This is a genomic window from Mucilaginibacter sp. 320_HR (genome assembly GCF_059691875.1).
The window spans coordinates 186,118-204,036 of sequence record NZ_JCAWAI010000006.1 but is presented as its reverse complement, the minus strand read 5'-3'; the positions used below and the strand labels follow the sequence as shown (position 1 = coordinate 204,036).

Below are 17,919 nucleotides of genomic sequence, written 5' to 3'. Positions count from 1 at the left end.
GCATCTAAAAGGATGCTTTAGGCCGGTTTGGTGAACCAAAATCTGCAAAAACCACACTTTTTAATATACCGGCAACAGTATATACTCCATCGTGACTTCAACAACAAAAAATTAGGTTTTCTGTCGCAACATTTATTTGGCGTGCGTAGTCTACACCGTACTTTACCGTTTTACAATGAAACATTTTTCTCTTTTCTCACTTGTCGTCCTGATCTACCTTTCGTCTTCATGCAAAAAAGACACGCCTCAAAAACCAGCACCTGCACCAACGCCCACCACCTATCCGGAATGGGTTACCTACAGCACTACAAATTCTGCGTTGCCTAACGACCAGGTGAATGCTATTACCGTAAGTAAAGACAACGTAAAATGGATAGCCACTGCCGGCGGTCTTGCCAGTTTAACCGGCGACCAATGGAGCACTTATAACAACGCTAATTCGCCGCTGCCGTCAGATATGATCCAGGCTGTGGCTGTAGAGAACGACGGCTCCGTATGGGTAGGAACCGATAACGGGCTTGCCCGCTTGCATAACAAACAATGGTCGGTTTACACAATGTCAAACAGCATTCTCCCAATCAATAATATAAAGTGCATTACGTACGATGCAGCGCATAACACTACATGGATAGCAACAGATGAAGGGTTTGTTAAAATAAGTAATAATAAGTGGGAGTTTATCGCAGAATACAACGTAAAGTATTCAATAACTACTGATCGGGATGGCAACTTGTGGGCCGGAGTGTTCAATGACTTTTCGTTTATCGGCCTAATTAAAAAATACGCCAATGGCCATTGGACCAGCTACCGCCTCGACCAAATGGGTTATACCTCGGCCATTCCCTTTGATATCGAGATAGGAAGCGACAGCAATCCTGTTGCCGTACTCGGCGGCACCGTAGTAAAGGCAGCCATTAAGTTTAACGGCACCAGCTGGGATGAACTTACCCGTCCAGAGCAGGCACAAGGTTTAAGGACAATGGTTGTGCATAATGACGCAGTTTGGGTTGGCGGCGCAACGTTCTCCCGCTTTGGCGATAAAAAAGCGCCTTTGATTTCCCTGCCCGGGACGGACTCCCCTATCCTCTCTACGGCTTTAGATAATGATGGCCGTAAGTGGTTGGGCACTTATTACGGTGGCGTAGCGGTTTACAATCCAAAGATGTAAGTTAACAGGACAGGGAGTTTAGGGTATTCAGTGCCTGGCATATGTAAAAAAGATGTTACCAAAAAAGGCGCAGAAAAGCGCATTTCGACGGCAATTCTCATTTTACCCCCGCCGCTAAAAAAGAATCCCCCCCCTGAAATTAACATGTGAGGCAAAACTTCACCAAACAGCAAAGAAGCTGTACAGCAGGCATTCTACATTTATAAAAGATATACTTTTTTTATAATTATTATTGCTGTTCTGTTTGTTAAAACGCCAATAATCTCATGTTTAAATTCTCTTTTACACTACTTTTTATTTCCACTTTCCTGAGCGTAATTACCTTTTTAGGTGATCGTACGCCGGTAAGTAATACATCAGCCAAAAAGGAAAATCAGGGCAAGTTTCCCGTTAAGGCCAACTGGCCAGATGGTTTAACGGTTACCCCATTTACCGGGCCCGACCTTACCCCCAGTCCAGCTTGTTTAGCTACTGCAGCAACAGGCGAAGTTTATGTGGGTGTAGATATGATGGGCTCGCTTGGAAAAGCGCCGGGCAAAGGGCGTATCCTGCGGCTTGTAGATAAAGATAACGACGGAAAGCTGGACAGCCATACCGAGTTTGCCAAAGTTGACAATCCCCGGGGCATCCAGATCATCGGAGATAAAGTTTATGTACTGCACACCATCTTCTCTCCCGAAACTCACACTGCTACTGGCATGGACCTGGTGGTGTTTGAAGACAAGGACAAAGACGGCGTAGCTGACGGACCTTCTAAGCCGTTAATAGAACACATCAGCAACCCTAACATGCTGGCAGAACGCGGTACCGACCATGCCACCAATGGCATAAGGCTAGGCATAGATGGCTGGATATACATTGCTGTAGGCGATTTTGGCTTTCACGATGCTATTGACCGCAGCGGAAAAAAGCTTACTATGCTGGGTGGCGGTATAGTACGTGTACGGCCCAACGGTACCGAAATGGAGATTTACAGCCACGGTACCCGGAACATATATGATGTTGCTATTGACCCTTACATGAACATATTCACCCGCGATAACACCAATGATGGCGGCGGATGGAACATCAGGTTCTCTCATCATATACAATCTGCAGAATATGGCTACCCGCTGTTATTCCAGCATTTCACTGATGAAATTATCCCCGCCCTGGCAGACCTTGGCGGTGGCTCCGGAACTGGGTGCCTTTTTATGGATGAAGATACATGGCCGGCAAAATACAACCACGTGCCCATGATGGCAGACTGGGGAAGAAATGAATTATTCATACACCGGGTTACGCCAAGCGGTGCCAGCTTTACTCAAAAAGAAGAAAACTTTATTGACCTGTCGCAGATAACTGACCTTGACGTGGACGGCTCCGGAAGATTATACCTATCTGCCTGGGATGGCGCAGGGTACGAGGGTGCACCGGATAAAGGATACGTTTTACGGGCTGTACCAACAGGCTGGACGTACAAATCCTTTCCAAACCTAAAAGCGGCTTCGATTCAGGACCTGGCGCGCATGCTTACCTCAAGCAGCGCGGTTGCCAGGATAAACGCCTCACAGGAACTATTAACTCGCCCGGCAGATGAAGCTGCTAAAGCGTGTTTAAATATTGCACAACAAGCTAATCAGCCGCTTTACGGGCGTGTGGCAGCATTGTATACCTACGCCCAGATTGCCGGTGTTCAAGGCATTCCGTCGCTTGTGAAGTTGACAAGCGACGTTAAAATGAAAGAGTTTGCACTGCGCGCGCTAAGCGACAGAAAAGCGTCTCTCCGAGATGTACCAACTGAGCCTTTTATAAATGGCCTTAAGGATACATCTGCACGGGTACAGGCGGCAGCTATCATTGGCCTTGGCAGGCTCAACAGACCTGAAATTGCACAGGCGCTAATGCAAACTAAAGTACCTGCAAGTTTTGTAGCACCCGGCAAAGAAGCAGAAGGCCCACATGCTAAGCCAAACTCCGCAATAGTGCCTGCTCATTTAGCGGTAAGGGCACTCGTAAGCCTCAACGCGGTAAACGCCTGCGTAAATGCTATCGGAACAGAAAACAACACGCTTGCGCTTTGGGCCTTGCGGTACATGCACGACGATAAAGCAGTAAGCGGCTTAATATCGGCTTATGCACGTGTTAAAAACGAGAAAGTTAAGAAGCAAATACTTACAACACTCGGCAGGCTGTACAGGAAAGAAAAAGACTATGATGGTTCATGGTGGTGGAGTACCCGGCCCGATTCACATGGCCCGTATTACAATGCCGTGCTATGGGATTCGTCGCCTAAGATAAAAACCTTCCTTACAGCGGTTCGCGCCAAGTCTGATGCTGCAGGAAAAACATTTTTTGCTGACCTGAATGCACGCAATCAAATGGGTATCCCGGCGTTTGGCGGCGAAGAAAAAGTATTAGCTTCCAAGGAAGTAAAGGTTGACTTAGACAAGATCAGGAATAAAAAAGGGCAAATAGGTAAATCGTCCATAGAAGATATAATGCTCGCTTTAGCTAAGATAAAGGGTGACCCGATAAAAGGCAAGGCATTGTTTGCTCAACAGGGCTGTATTGCGTGCCACAACCTTAGCAGGGCGCAAAAACCTAAAGGGCCGTTTATGGGCCAGATAGGCTCTATCATGACCCGCCAGCAAATAGCCGAATCGATATTAAAGCCAAACGCATCCATATCACAAGGGTTTGCTACCGTAATGGTGACTGCTAAAGGCAATAAGAGCTATACCGGCTTTGTTACCGAAGATTCGGCTCAGAAGATGGTAATGCGCGATATAGGTGGTAATGTTTACACCATCAAAAAGTCGGATGTTATTTCACGTAAAGAGATGAAGACGTCCATGATGCCAACAGGGTTGGCAAATGCACTATCGTACGAAGAGTTTGCATCCCTCGTGACCTTCCTTTCTCAACAGAAAAACTAGGATAACATTGTTCTAAGGTGTCCCGCTCTTTAAGCGGGACACCCGGGACACCTAAAAACGTTATCTATTTGTTTTCGAACGGATTACCCAATCCAAGCGGGACAGTGCGGGACAGTACAAAAGCTTTAATAAAAAGATCTATAAGTCTTTATGACAGGCTGTTATATTGAAATCCTCTCATTTTACAAACTATGCCATAAACACCGGCTTTGGGACAGTTTGGGACAGCAAATTTTTGTATAAACAGTACACTAACGGTACCCCTTGCTAAAAACATTACGGTTAGATCAAATCGCGTACGGTAAGTTCTTTTAGCAGTACTTTAAACCAGTAAGTGTAATGGTCGGGGTTTGCGGCAGCATCTGCTGTTAGCTCTTCTAAGTCGGCGTAGCGCCACGCATCAGCTTCTTCCGCATTAATTTCAGGTATACCATTATAATTTCCGAGGTATACATGATCTATTTCGTGTTCGGTGAGCCCGTTTTCCAATCCGGCACGATAGGTAAAAGTAAATACCTTTTCAAGGGGACAAACAAACCCCATCTCTTCAAACAGCCGCCGCCTTGCAGCGGCATGTGTTTCTTCTCCGGGGCGAGGGTGGCTGCAGCAGGTGTTTGACCATAACCCGGCAGAGTGGTATTTACTTAACGCACGCTGCTGCAACAGCATCTGCCCTTCGTCGTTAAATACAATTACAGAGAACGCCCGGTGCAGCAAGCCCTTTCGGTGCGCTTCCATCTTTTCCATTACACCGGTTTCCCGGTCTTCACTGTCCACCAGTATTACCTGGTCATATTCCTGCATCATAATAGTTTTACCTGGGGTAGTATCAGCGCTCTTAACAGCAATCCAAACTTATACCTGTCAGACACCCGCACCCTTGCACTCATCACGTGCGCGGGCTCTAACCTTCTTATCTTGTTAAAAAGCACCCAGTAGTAGGTATATGCAAGGTAAACGCCCTTGCGTGCTGTTTTAGGCAGTCCGCGTATTCCAACAAGCGCTTGTTCAAAATCTGCTTCTATCTCTTCTTCTATTAATCTCTTATGCTTTCGGTCGAAGCTGTTGATCTGTAAACCCGGAAAGTACATCCGTCCCAGATCCAGAGAATCGGCTTTAATATCACGTAAAAAATTCACTTTCTGGAAAGCAGCACCCAGTTTCATGGCCGGTATCTTCAAACGTTCGTAAAGCTCGTTGTCATTCTCGCAGAATACGCGCAGGCACATCAAACCCACTACTTCTGCCGAACCTAGTATATATTGTTCATACAACCGGCGAGAATAGGTTTGCTGGTTAAGGTCCATTTCCATGCTATCCAAAAAGGTATCTATCAGCACCTGGTCTATACCGTATTTGCGTACGGTATGCTGAAAGCTATTCAGCACAGGGTTCAAGCTAACACCCATTTCAAGTGCCGCGTAAGTTTGCGAACGGAAATCTTTCAGCAGTGCTGCTTTAGGATAGCCGTGAAATGAATCAACAATTTCGTCGGCAAAGCGAACGAAGGCGTAGATATTATAAATAGGGGTTTGCAGGCGTTTGTCAAGCAGCCTTATTCCGAGCGAAAAAGATGTGCTGTAAGTACGTGTAACCAGCTTACTGCAGGTTGTACTTATCTGGTCAAAGAGCGCTTTCATATATTATTTAGTAAACCCTTCTGTTTTAAGTTGAGCCTGCTTTACAAACATAATATTTTGTTTAATGTTTTTTGTAAAAAGTTAAACAAAATAGTTCAATTTACTTTTGCATAAAAGAACATTGTTTAAATTTTTAATTTAATTTAGCAACAGCAAACCACCTGTACGGATCTACCGCCTAATGAGCACTACCGCCCGCTATTCTATTCGTGACCTGGAGAAACTTTCCGGTATTAAGGCCCATACTATCCGCATATGGGAGAAGCGTTACGATATAATTAAGCCCAGCCGTACAAACGCCAACATCCGGTTTTACTCCAACGACGACTTACGGCATATCCTTAACATCAGTTTGCTGAATAAGAACGGCTACAAGATCTCTGCTATAGCCGGCATGTCTGATGCGGATATAGCCGGCCACATGTCCACTGTTACTTTAACTGGTGACGGAACGGAAGCTGTGCAGGAGAACCTTTTACTGAGCCTGATAGAAATGAACGAGGCAATGTTCAATCATGCGTTCATGAGCATCTTACTAAAGATGGGGTTCGAGAAAGCGTTCATCAACGTTATATTCCCTTTTTTCGAGAAAATAGGGGTTATGTGGCAAACGGGATCAATTAACCCCGCGCAGGAACATTTTTTTTCTAACCTGATCAGGCAGAAGATAATAGCCGCTACGGATGCTATCAAGACAAGCGACGCCCGGGCAGCGGAGCTGGTACTGTTGCTTTTACCCGAAAACGAGCTTCACGAGATTGGTTTGCTGTTTTACAACTACGCGTTTAAAATACGCGGGTACCGTACAATTTACCTCGGCCAATCCGTTCCGCTGGAAAGCCTGCCGCTTGTTGCAGAAACCTGTAAGCCAAATGTGGTTGTTACCGGCATGACCACATCTCTTAATGCTTTATCGCTGCCGGACTATGCACACCTACTAAGAAAAGCCCTGCCTGGCATCCCGGTATATTTTACCGGAAGATTGATTACAGGGGAGATAAGCGACTTTGGGAAAGACTTTTATTCAGTTGCCGATCTGGTTTCTTTACTTCAAAAATCCGCAGCATAACAACACTATTGCAACTTAAAGTTAAAGTGCTTTACTTTGTCTAACGCATTGTACTTAAAATTAAACAAAACGCAGGTTTTAAGCATACATTTTTAAATGAGCTTAAAGTTGTGAGCTTAAAATTATAACCATTAAAAATTAGAACGATAATCTAATATCTTATAACGAAATTAAAGCTTAATTAATGTTTATCAAGCCTTTACGGAATGGTATTTGTAATGCTTGAGAGAATTAAACGAGATGGCGAAACGGATACTTATAATTGACGATGATGAGGATATTTTGGAAATACTTAATATAGTGTTCCAGGATGAAGGGTATGATGTGGTAGTTTCAAATACCAGCGAGGCAGCGGATCATATATCTGTTATCCACCCGGACATTGTATTGCTAGATGTAAGGATAAAAGGCAGCACTAAAAACGGGCTGCAAATATGTGCCGAAATAAAGTCGCTCTATCCAGATTTAAAGTTGCCGGTTATACTTGTTTCGGGTGAGCACGACCTTGCTTCGTTAGCTAAACAATGCGGTGCAGACGGTTTCATACCAAAGCCGTTTGATATCTTCAAAATGACAATGCAGGTAAATAAGCACCTTCTGTAAAATTTTCAAACTTCATTTTGCGTTTTACCGTAAAAATTGCCACATAAAAAGCAATTACTTTTTTAATAAACAGATAATTCACCTACATACAACATAGTATAAGCCGGTCACATGAGCAACGATACAAATAAGCCCGAACCAAGAAAGAAAATAAGCCTCGGCTCAAAAAAATTACGGGGATTTTTCCTCTCCCACCTCGATAAAATTTATTCTGCAAAAGCACACCTGGTGAACCATCTGCCTACTATTAAAGAGGAAGCTCACTTTGCAGATCTTAAGATAGCCGTTCGTGAAACTATAGAGGATGTAGAACGGCAAATGGCACGCATGGAAGTTATTTATGAGTTGCTGGACTCCAGCCCTAATAATGCAAATTGCGGCGGGCTTGCCGGCCTTGTTGACGATGCTTTTGAAGACATAAAAAAACATGCTAAAGAAAATGAACTGCGCGATATGTCTATCGTGTTCTATCTTCAAAATATAGAGAGCCTGGAAATGGCGTCGTTCCAGGTTTTGCAAATGGCTGCCGTTAAGCTCAGGAACAAACAGATAAAACAACTGCTTAGAGAAAATTACGACGAAGCAAAAGCCGACCGTACGCTATTGCTGCTTATTGGCTCCAAATATATCGTGTCCAGCACGGGTGCCTAGGAAATTCCAGCTCTACTACTCTTGTAAACAAACATTTTTAGCGCTCCGGCATTTTTACTTTAAACAAGTGAACACATGGATCAGCTAAAAAAAACTTTGTTGTCGGCCTTTATGGGTACCAACTTCATGACCGCCTACAGTGCGCTTCACTCCTATTTTACAGGTGAAAACTTTCGCGAGCCCGACCATCTACAAACCATGGTAAAAAGGCTTGTGCCTACGCTGGATAAAAAGTGGCTAACCATTGCCGGTTGGGGCGCTCATTACGCTATGGGGGTTGTTTTCGCGGCCATATACGTGGAGCTCTGGGAGGCAGGGAAAATTAAAGCCGACCTCAAAACAGCTCTGATTATTGGCGGTATAAGCGGCATTGCCGGTGCGCTGATATGGAAAGGAACGTTTAAAGCACACCCGCTGGCACCATGGATAAACTACAACAAATATTACCAGCAACGTATACCTGCACATGTAGTCTTTGCCATATTCGCTACACTTACTTACCAGCTTATTAGAGATAGTAAACGCAAACAGGCTGCCTCGGCAAAAACTGATAGGTAGCACTACTGCAGAAAACCTTTTCAGGCGCATTAGCTAACCGCTTTCCAAGAAGTTATCGGTTCGCGAGCTGCCAAGTGGCGATACGTCGAAAGCTCCTCATATGGAAACAGGTAAGTAAGGCACACTTTGGACGGCTCATCTATTCCGCCTATATTGCCGTACCAAACTTACCAAACATGAAACGCAGAAACTTCATGCAAAGCTCGCTCATGGCAGGTGCATCGCTGCTTGCAGGCAATGCTGTAAAAGCAAATGCCGTCAGCAAACCGGCTGAAGATATTATGGCCGGCAAACCGTTCAATTTAAATTACGGCATTCACGATGGCATGTTTAAAAACCATGCAGGTGATGACTTTATTAATCAGATAAAATTTGCGTACGACCAGGGTTTCAGGGCGATTGAAGACAACGGAATGTCTGGTCGGCCGGTAGAACAGCAAAAGAAGATAGGCGATACCCTGGCAAAATTAGGCATGGCAATGGGCGTGTTTGTGCAGCCCGGCTTGAGTAACGATGGTAATATGCTGGCTACGGGTAAAAGCGACCAGGTAGATAACTTTATTAAGTCGTGTAAACAGGCCGTAGAAGTAGCCAAGCGAATTAACAGCAAATTAGTAACAGTTGTTCCTGGCGATTTCCAGCGAAACCTGCCCATAGGAATACAAATGGGTAATGTTATTGAAGCCATCAAAAAAGGAGTCGCTATTTTAGAGCCTCACGGCATTGTTATGGTATTGGAGCCTCTAAGCGATAATCCAAATCTTTTTCTGCGCACGCCGGACCAGGGATTCGAGATATGTAAAGCCGTAGGCAGCCCATCCTGCAAAATATTGTATGACATGTACCACGTACAGCGTAACCAGGGCAATATACTCACTACCCTTGACTGGGCATTCGATGAAATTGGCTACTACCAGGTTGGCGATAACCCCGGCCGCAACGAACCCGGTACTGGTGAAATAAACTATAAAAATATATTTAAGCACATCTACAACAAAGGTTACAAAGGGGTAGTAGGCATGGAACATGGTATTGCCGGGAAAGGCAAAGCTGGCGAGCTCGCGCTGATACAGGCTTACCGTGAGGCAGACAGCTTCTTATAATGATACGACAAGCCCAACCCGATGACGCTCCGCAGATTGCCCCTTTGATAATTTTGGCGATGGGTCCGCTGGCAGCAAAGTTTGCTAATACAGATGATGCCGACGCTATACGAGCGCTTTTTGAGCGTTTTATAAGAGAACCGTTAAACCAGTATAGCTACGAGAACATTTTAGTTGATACAGAAGAAGATACAATAAGAGGGATGATCATTGGGTATGACGGCGCACAATTGGATGTGCTCCGCAGCCGCTTTCTTGATTATATACGCGGAACACTGGGCTTTGAGGGCACACCTGAAGATGAAACGTCTGCCGGTGAGTTCTACATTGATTGCCTTGCAGTATATCCGCAATACCAGGGACTAGGGATAGCAAAAGAGTTGCTCAAAAGCACATTTGAAAAAGCAGCTGCCAACGGCCATGCTGTTGTAGGTTTACTGGCAGATGTTGATAATCATAAAGCTCAAAAGCTTTATACAAGCATGGGCTTTACTATTTGCGGCAAAAAACGCCTCTTAGGAGGGCAGCATTACCATATGCAACACAATTACTGAGAATACAGCAACCATCGTTAGCTGAATTTTGCCCGCTAATTAATTAACAAATAGATAAACAAAATGGCCTTGCAGGTTATTTAGTAAACCATATGTTTATTGGCACTGAGGAATGTACCTCGTTGCTTATTAAATACATTTTTATTATCATATTTGATTTCACAACTTTAATAACCGAAAAATACAAATACCACTATGCAGGAACTAGACCCAACCATCCTCCAGAAAGTCAATTCATGGCTTGAAGGAAACTATGATGCCGACGTAAAACAGCAAATTCAAAAAATGCTGGACGACAAAGCCTATACCGAACTAACGGATTCTTTTTACCGCGACCTTGAATTTGGCACGGGCGGCTTACGTGGTATAATGGGCCCTGGTACTAACCGCATAAACAAATACACAATAGGCTCGGCAACGCAAGGCCTGGCAAATTACCTCAAAAAAACCTATCCCGGCGAAAAGATCAAGGTGGCCATAGCGCATGATAGCCGCAACAATTCTGACCTGTTTGCGGGTATTACCGCTGAGGTTTTCTCTGCTAATGATATTCATGTTTACTTTTTCAACGCTTTAAGGCCAACGCCGGAGTTATCATTCGCGGTACGCCATTTTGGATGTAAGAGTGGTGTGATGCTTACGGCTTCTCATAACCCTAAAGAGTATAACGGCTACAAAGCTTACGGTGACGACGGCGGCCAGTACGTTGCTCCGCACGATAAAGCCGTGATGGATGAAGTTGCAGCAATCAAGAGCGTAGATGACGTTAAGTTTAATCGTGTTGATGCCAATATTGAAGAAATTGGTGAAGAGATAGACCAACTGTATCTTGATGGCATAGTGAAGCTTTCTGTTTCGCCGGACGCAATTAAACGCCAAAAGGACTTGAAGATCGTGTACTCTCCTATCCACGGTACAGGTATAACCTTAGTGCCTAAAGCACTACAACTGTTCGGATTTGAGAACGTTATTTTAGTTGATGAGCAAACCACTCCTGATGGTAACTTCCCTACCGTGGTTTATCCGAACCCGGAGGAAAAAGAAGCCCTAACTCTCGCCATAAAGAAAGCTCAGGAAACTGATGCTGACCTTGTACTGGCAACCGACCCGGACGCAGACCGTGTTGGTATTGCGGTTAAGAACAACAAAGGCGAGTTTATCCTTTTTAATGGTAACCAAACCGGAAGTTTGCTTATTAACTACCTGCTCACCGCATGGCAAGAAAAAGGCAAACTTACAGGTAACGAATACATTGTTAAAACCATTGTAACCACCAACCTTATAGAGCAGATAGCTAAGGCTAAAGGCGTTACATTCTACAACACGCTTACCGGCTTTAAATACATAGGTGAATTGATAACCAAGTACCAGGGCCAGAAAACCTTTATCGGCGGCGGCGAAGAAAGCTACGGTTACCTCGTAGGCGAGCTGGTTCGCGATAAGGATGCTATAGTATCGGCAGCTTTCATCTCTGAGATGACCGCCTTTTACAAAGATAAAGGCAGCAGTTTGTTTGATGCCATGCTGGAAACCTATATAGAGTATGGCTTCTATAAAGAAAAACTGATCTCTTTAACCAAAAAGGGTAAAACAGGTGCCGAAGAGATCGTGGCGATGATGGAGAAATTCCGCAATAACCCGCCAAGTGAATTGGGTGGATCTAAGGTGATTACGCTTAAAGATTACGAAAAGCGTGTAGAAACCGACCTTACCAGCAATACCACCAAACCAATCGATCTGCCATTATCAGACGTGCTGCAGTTTATTACAGAGGACGGCAGCATCATTTCGGCACGCCCATCTGGTACCGAGCCGAAGATTAAGTTCTATTGCAGCGTTAACGGCAAACTGGAAAGCAAAGAAGCCTATGCTGAAGCTGATAAACAGCTCGACGAGAAGATCAAAAAGATCATGACCGACCTTGGCGTAGAATAGTGCCATAAAGCGCGCAGGTGTTCAAAAGTGTTCAGCTTTTTTTGTTGAACACCGTTTTGAACACCTGCTTACCGTTTAGCGTAAACCCTCGTAAAAAGCGGGAATTTGCAGTCGGAAAGCACTTTTTGTAAAAAATTTAACGCAGAGTTCTTCAAAAATCACACGAAAAAAATCGGCTATTTAAAATTTTATTTGCAAGTAATAGGTGATATTACAGGTAAAAATGCACCTCGTTGCCGACTACCTGAAATAAAGCTTTAGAGATTCTATCCCGCAGAATTACGTCCATCTGTCGTAGTCTTAAACAGTCGTTAAACAGCTTTTATTCATCTTCTACCCGCTGTGGAATATTCATTATTTGTGTAAAAAAATACACTACAAAGCAAAAAACTTTATCTCATTTTATTTAGTTTAGCAGATTATATGTTGCACCGCCTTTACGCGGCACAGCATATCCCCTAATTAGTACAGGTCCTTTAAGGGCAGGTAACGCCCTGCTTTATATACTAATTACACCTTGGATATTACACAAGATGGAGCGTTTTCGTTCTCCAATGGAACTTTACAAAGAGATTTTGAACTGCTCACAAAAGCGGTCAATGCATCTATATCGGGTATTATCATCACAGATAATCAGCAGCCCGACAATCCCATAATTTATTGCAACGAGGCTTTTGAACGCATAACCGGGTACGACCGCAGGGAGATAATAGGCCACAACTGCCGCTTTTTGCAGATGGACGACCGCAACCAAAAGGAGCGGACAATAATGCGCGATGCAGTAACAAACGGCGAGACTTGCGTTGTAGAGGTGCGTAATTACCGCAAGAACGGAGAACTATTCTGGAACGAACTGTATATGTCGCCCATACACAACGAACAAGGCGAAGTTGCTTACTTTATTGGTGTACAAAACGACATCACCCTGCGCAAGAAGGTAGAACAGGAACTACGGCAGGAAAAGGATAAAATGGAAAGGCGCATTGAAGAGCGCACCCGCCTTTTACGAGAAAGTGAAGAGTACCTGGACAGTATTGTGCAAACAGTACGCGAAAGCCTGATTGTATTGGATTCTGATTATACCGTATTAAGCGTTAACGAGCACTTTCTGCGTACCTTTAAGGTTTCCAGCGAAGAAACAGAGGGTCAACAGCTATACCAGCTTGGTAACGGGCAGTGGAACATACCCAAGTTTAAAGAATTGCTGGAGAAAATTTTGCCGACTAATAATCCAGTAATAGAGTTTGAAGTAGAGCACGATTTTCCGCATATCGGCAAAAAGATAATGCTGCTTAACGCACACCGGGTTGAGTTAGAGGGTCAGTTTAAAGATCGTATTTTGATAGCGATTGAGGACATAACTGAGCGTCGGTCGATAGAACGCCGCAAGGATGATTTTCTGTCCATAGCCAGTCATGAGCTTAAAACCCCATTAACTACTATAAAGGGTTACGTTTCTATGCTGGAACGCCTGATGCCTGATGGTGCCAGCGAAAAATTCAAAGGTGTAGTAAACAAAACCAGCGCTTATATTGACAGGCTCAATAACCTTATAGAAGAACTGCTGGATGTATCGCGCATACAAACAGGTAATATAGAGCTGCACAAAGAGGCGTTTGATTTTGATAAGATGGTGCGCGAAACGGTGGACGGACTACAGACCGCAAACAAATCGCACCGGATTGTTATTAAGGGAAAAACCACTAACAACTTTGTAGGCGATGAATCGCACCTGGTACAGGTGATGAGCAACCTTTTATCTAACGCCATAAAGTACTCTCCGGAGCGAGACGAAATATTGGTTTATTTATCACTTGTGAGCAACTATCTTAAAGTTTCTGTTACCGACTATGGCATGGGCATAAGCCCGGAGGACCAGCAAAAAATATTTGAACGTTTTTACCGCGCAAGCGATATACAGCAGCGCTTCCCGGGTATGGGCATTGGACTGTACATATGCGACCAGATCATCAAAAATCATGGCGGATCATTATGGGTGGAAAGTGAAAAGGGGAAAGGCTCTACATTTAGCTTCACATTGCCTGTAAGCGAGAGGAGCGCGGTATGACGGATAAGAAGATATTGATCTGCGATGACGATGAGGGCATCCTGGATATGCTGGAAATGGTGTTGGAAGACAGCGGGTACATCATTATACCTGAACGTAATAGCCTGAACATTTACAGCCTTATAGAAAAAGAACAGCCAGACCTTGTATTGCTTGATCTTTGGATGCCTGTTTTATCAGGTGATCAGGTACTGCGTACGCTAAGAAAAAACCCGCGTACTAAAGATATGCCGGTAATTGTAATATCTGCAAGTACAGAAGGACAGCGCATTGCCGCGGACGCAGGCGCCAGCGAGTTTGTGGCTAAGCCATTTGATGTAGACAAACTGATAGATAAGGTACAGGCTTTACTGAACTAGTTATTTAGAAAACGGCAACTTATCCGGGGTGCCGTAAAAGTATAGCAGGAATATGATGAGTGTTATTACCAGCATAATTAATATGCTGCTGATAAACCAGATAATCCGCCGATCTTCTCTTACAAAACGCTCCCGTATTTGCTCCAGTTCTGCATCAATTTTCTCCTGGTTGTACGTGCTGTTTAACAGCCGTTGTATATAGCTTTCCTCGGTTGCACCAGGCTCGTCTTTTCGGGGGAAATCATTGCTCATGATGTACATATAGTACCAAATTACGGCACGTATGTACATCCTCAATGGAAAAAAATCAAATCAGGTAGTTTTACGGGGTTGTTTAGCAAGCCATTTTGCGGTTTATGCATTGCGTTGATTCAGCTGTAAACTGGCGATTTCGTGCCTGGGGTTGACCTTCTGATGAGAGTTTGATCTATGCCTGAAAATGGCGCAGTGACGTAACAATCACTCAAAAAGCCGGCATCAGGAACGTTCGGGTACTACAAGCATTGCTAAAGCACTAACTTTAAAAGAACGTAACGTAGCCGGCACTTTTCTTTGGTTCGTTTCTTTTGGTGTCAAAAGAAATGAACATCCACTGGGCGTGGATAAAGCGAACCCATTCCTCATAAGCATTGTCAATTCTGTTTTAAGAAAAATATTTGGTCTCTCGCAATAACGTTCGAAATAATACAACGTAATGTACTTTACTACGCTTTCTTCATGGTTTGTTTGCGCAGCAGGTTTATCACCACGTAAGCGCCAACCATTGCCGGGAAAAACAGCAGGAACGAGCGTTGCAGCAGCGTAAATATCGGCAGCAGCGTAGCCGGGATAATGGTACCGAACAGCTTGGAGATAAGCACCTCCGCAAAACCGCTGCCACCCGGGCTGGGCGCAAAATAGATACCGAACTGAATAATCACCTGGAAAGCGATAACCTGCACCAGGTTGGCATTAACGCCCAGTCCCATCAGGATAACCCATTGCAGGCAATATTTATTGAGGTAAAGTACTGTGGTAATAAGCAAACTAAGCGGGAACAGGAACGGGTGCTGCCTTACAATAACACTGCATGTTTGCTGATAATTGCTGATGCTGGTAAAAGAATTCTCGGCCCAGTTGCGCAGTTTCTCTTTACGTTTGGGAAATATGGCAGCCAGCCAATGTGCTATTTTACGTATAGCCGCTCCCACCCACAAAGGTTTCCAAAAAGCCAGCATAAAAGCTGTAAGAAAAAGCAGGAAGAAGGTGAACCCAAAACGCAGCATCTGCGGTACAAAACTACTTACCGAACTGGTGTCCATCAGCATAATGGCAACAAAGCCGGCTAACGGCATAAATATAAGCGTAGCGCCCATGTTAATAAGGCTTACGGCAAATGCATCAATAAACTTTACACCATTGCTGGTGTATACAAATATTTGGGCCGGGCCTGCGCCGCCATGTGCGGGTGTTACCGCACCCATAAACATGTTGGCTACGTTTGCCCTGAAACTTACCCAGTGTGATACCGCGGGCGCCAGTTTACGAATGTAAATGTGGTTGCGCCAGCTGCCCAGCATCAGGTCCACAAAAAGCATTACAAAGCAAATTGCTATATACTTGTAAGATATGTGCGACAGGGCCTTTACCGTATCGCCGGTGTTGTTATAAAAGAAAATACCGGCAATAGTGATCACGGTGATCAGCGCAAACCAAAAGGCACCTTTTATGATTACAGATTTGTTAAATACGGTGGTAACTTCCTGCTTATCGGCCTGTAAAGCCTTTTGCTTGTTTTCTTTTACCAATTCCGGCTGTTCTGCCTGTACTGTCTCCTGATCCGTAGGGTGTGCCATTAACGCAAATATAAAAATTAAAATAAAGGCTCACCCTCAGACTTTTCAGGCGTAATGCCTTTCCATTTCAGGATGGTATCAAACAGGTCGGCGGTACGGGCAGGGCCCTCTTTCCAGCCTTTTTGGTTGTAGATGAGCGGCACATGGATATGTTCGCGGCGGAGCGAACCATGCGAACCAATATGCTCCGGGTATTCCCAAAACTCGCGCAGGTCATAACCTATGTTAGCGCTGATAACAATATCCCCTGCCCTGCGGCTTTGGAACAATTGGTATATCTGGAAAATAGCATCCGGGTAATCGGTATTAAAAGTAGCCTCCAGTATAGCCCGGTGGCCGGTAGCTTCTATTTTGCCGCCGTATGCCAGCACATCTGCAGTTTGCGGCTCGTAAGTAAATACATCGTTTTTAACAGATATTTTAGCTTTACCTGCTTTGTTGTGTACAATAAAGGTTTGCTCCTCATCGCCGCGGTAAATAGCAAAATCCACCGCATCTTCGTTAAGCAGCTTCTGCAGCTTGTCTGCACCCATAATACTTACAATTTCGCTTTCGCGCAGCACATGGTCACCCTCATGGTTCAGCAGGTGAATACTGCCGAACGAGTTGCCGGAGATCATCACGGCCGATTTTGGATTACTTTTCCAGATAACCGGGTAGTAAACAGATTTTAGTCCGTTGTTGGTCATCCAGTCACCCAGGTCCAGGTGCTTGGTTGTTGGGGTAAGCCCGTGGTCAGATGTTAATACAAACAATGTATCGTCCCACATGCCTTTGCTCTCCAGCTTGGCACGTACGGTGCCTAAACTGCGGTCTACTATTTTATATGCCTCAATGGTGCGCTCGTCGCGTATGTGGTGGTAGTGCGAGTCCCAATCCACGCTGGGGAACACCGCGAAAAGAAAATCAAAGTCTTTGCCGGATTCCAGCATCTGCATAATACGGTCGTGGCCCTGTAAATCTACCGGGTGGTGTATCTGCTTAAAATGCGCTTTAGTGTATAGCCAACCTTTACCCTTCTTGCCCAAATCATATTCGTCAGGCACGTTGCGGGTAATCATATTGTACAGGTTGTACGACTCACCCATCAGCTCAAACAGTGTTGGCTTGTCAGGGTGCATATCCGTGTTAAACCAGGCAGCTTCCGGCCCGCAATAGCTACGCATCGCATTTTTGTTCCAGCGGGTGCGCTTAAACTCTTTTTTATCAAACCAGCGTATGCCGGTTATATCCTGTGTGCCGGGAAAATGGCCTGTTAAAAACGGCAGGTAAGCCGGGCCGGTGGTAGAAGGGAAACAGGTTGTGGCTTTGCGGTAAGTACCTTCTTCTATAATCCTTTTAATATTGGGTAGCAGTCCCTGTTCTAACAACTCGGGCATCACTTCAGCGTGGGCGCCGTCTACCAGATAAAAAAGTACGCGCTTTTTACTTTGCATCAATTTAAACCTTTTAGGGAGG

General features: G+C 44.7%; 16 protein-coding genes. 11 read left to right on the top strand and 5 right to left on the bottom strand.

Annotated features, from left to right (window positions below):
• Positions 1 to 175 precede the first annotated feature (175 nt).
• Positions 176 to 1,168: a two-component regulator propeller domain-containing protein gene (locus AC59GT_RS19690; RefSeq protein ID WP_497239245.1), complete on the top strand. Its 993-nt coding sequence runs from the start codon at positions 176 to 178 to the stop codon at positions 1,166 to 1,168.
• Between the two features lie 266 nt (positions 1,169 to 1,434).
• Entirely contained in the window at positions 1,435 to 4,086 is a 2,652-nt protein-coding gene (locus AC59GT_RS19685) for a DUF7133 domain-containing protein (RefSeq protein ID WP_497239244.1), read from the top strand.
• Positions 4,087 to 4,368: 282 nt separating this feature from the next.
• Here AC59GT_RS19685 and idi read toward each other — a convergent pair whose 3' ends face one another.
• Both idi and AC59GT_RS19675 read right to left on the bottom strand, forming a co-directional pair.
• Positions 4,369 to 4,893: an isopentenyl-diphosphate Delta-isomerase gene (idi, locus tag AC59GT_RS19680; RefSeq protein ID WP_497239243.1), complete on the bottom strand. Its 525-nt coding sequence runs from the start codon at positions 4,891 to 4,893 to the stop codon at positions 4,369 to 4,371.
• Entirely contained in the window at positions 4,890 to 5,726 is an 837-nt protein-coding gene (locus AC59GT_RS19675; protein ID WP_497239242.1) for a phytoene/squalene synthase family protein, read from the bottom strand. Before AC59GT_RS19675 ends, idi begins: the two co-directional genes overlap by 4 nt.
• A 181-nt stretch (positions 5,727 to 5,907) precedes the next feature.
• Here AC59GT_RS19675 and AC59GT_RS19670 point away from each other — a divergent pair, with 181 nt between their 5' ends.
• The 9 genes from AC59GT_RS19670 to AC59GT_RS19630 all read left to right on the top strand — a co-directional run bounded on the left by AC59GT_RS19670 (position 5,908) and on the right by AC59GT_RS19630 (position 14,626).
• Positions 5,908 to 6,795 carry a MerR family transcriptional regulator gene (locus AC59GT_RS19670; protein WP_497239241.1) on the top strand — a complete coding sequence of 296 codons (888 nt, stop codon included), beginning with the start codon at positions 5,908 to 5,910 and terminating at the stop codon, positions 6,793 to 6,795.
• Positions 6,796 to 7,035: 240 nt separating this feature from the next.
• The gene (locus AC59GT_RS19665) at positions 7,036 to 7,398 is read left to right on the top strand and encodes a response regulator (protein WP_497239240.1); all 363 of its coding nucleotides are present in this window, start codon (positions 7,036 to 7,038) and stop codon (positions 7,396 to 7,398) included.
• Positions 7,399 to 7,509: 111 nt separating this feature from the next.
• A complete protein-coding gene (locus AC59GT_RS19660; RefSeq protein ID WP_497239239.1) occupies positions 7,510 to 8,049 on the top strand; it encodes a YciE/YciF ferroxidase family protein in 540 nt (179 codons plus the stop codon).
• 75 nt (positions 8,050 to 8,124) lie between these two features.
• On the top strand, positions 8,125 to 8,607 hold the full coding sequence (locus AC59GT_RS19655) for a hypothetical protein (protein ID WP_497239238.1): 483 nt from the start codon (positions 8,125 to 8,127) through the stop codon (positions 8,605 to 8,607).
• A gap of 176 nt (positions 8,608 to 8,783) precedes the next feature.
• Positions 8,784 to 9,710, top strand: a complete 927-nt coding sequence (locus tag AC59GT_RS19650) for a hydroxypyruvate isomerase family protein (RefSeq protein WP_497239237.1) — start codon at positions 8,784 to 8,786, stop codon at positions 9,708 to 9,710.
• Positions 9,710 to 10,264: a GNAT family N-acetyltransferase gene (locus AC59GT_RS19645; protein WP_497239236.1), complete on the top strand. Its 555-nt coding sequence runs from the start codon at positions 9,710 to 9,712 to the stop codon at positions 10,262 to 10,264. Before AC59GT_RS19650 ends, AC59GT_RS19645 begins: the two co-directional genes overlap by 1 nt.
• Before the next feature lie 195 nt (positions 10,265 to 10,459).
• Positions 10,460 to 12,199, top strand: a complete 1,740-nt coding sequence (locus tag AC59GT_RS19640; RefSeq protein WP_497239235.1) for a phospho-sugar mutase — start codon at positions 10,460 to 10,462, stop codon at positions 12,197 to 12,199.
• A 517-nt stretch (positions 12,200 to 12,716) separates the two neighbouring features.
• Entirely contained in the window at positions 12,717 to 14,267 is a 1,551-nt protein-coding gene (locus AC59GT_RS19635) for a PAS domain-containing sensor histidine kinase (protein WP_497239234.1), read from the top strand.
• Positions 14,264 to 14,626: a response regulator transcription factor gene (locus AC59GT_RS19630; RefSeq protein WP_497239233.1), complete on the top strand. Its 363-nt coding sequence runs from the start codon at positions 14,264 to 14,266 to the stop codon at positions 14,624 to 14,626. The genes AC59GT_RS19635 and AC59GT_RS19630 overlap by 4 nt, the downstream gene beginning before the upstream one ends.
• Here AC59GT_RS19630 and AC59GT_RS19625 read toward each other — a convergent pair whose 3' ends face one another.
• The 3 genes from AC59GT_RS19625 to AC59GT_RS19615 all read right to left on the bottom strand — a co-directional run bounded on the left by AC59GT_RS19625 (position 14,627) and on the right by AC59GT_RS19615 (position 17,897).
• Entirely contained in the window at positions 14,627 to 14,917 is a 291-nt protein-coding gene (locus AC59GT_RS19625) for a hypothetical protein (RefSeq protein ID WP_497239232.1), read from the bottom strand. It abuts the gene before it with no gap.
• Positions 14,918 to 15,330: 413 nt separating this feature from the next.
• Positions 15,331 to 16,461 carry a lysylphosphatidylglycerol synthase transmembrane domain-containing protein gene (locus AC59GT_RS19620; RefSeq protein ID WP_497239231.1) on the bottom strand — a complete coding sequence of 377 codons (1,131 nt, stop codon included), beginning with the start codon at positions 16,459 to 16,461 and terminating at the stop codon, positions 15,331 to 15,333.
• Positions 16,462 to 16,478: 17 nt separating this feature from the next.
• Positions 16,479 to 17,897: an alkaline phosphatase family protein gene (locus AC59GT_RS19615; RefSeq protein WP_497239230.1), complete on the bottom strand. Its 1,419-nt coding sequence runs from the start codon at positions 17,895 to 17,897 to the stop codon at positions 16,479 to 16,481.
• Positions 17,898 to 17,919: the final 22 nt, after the last annotated feature.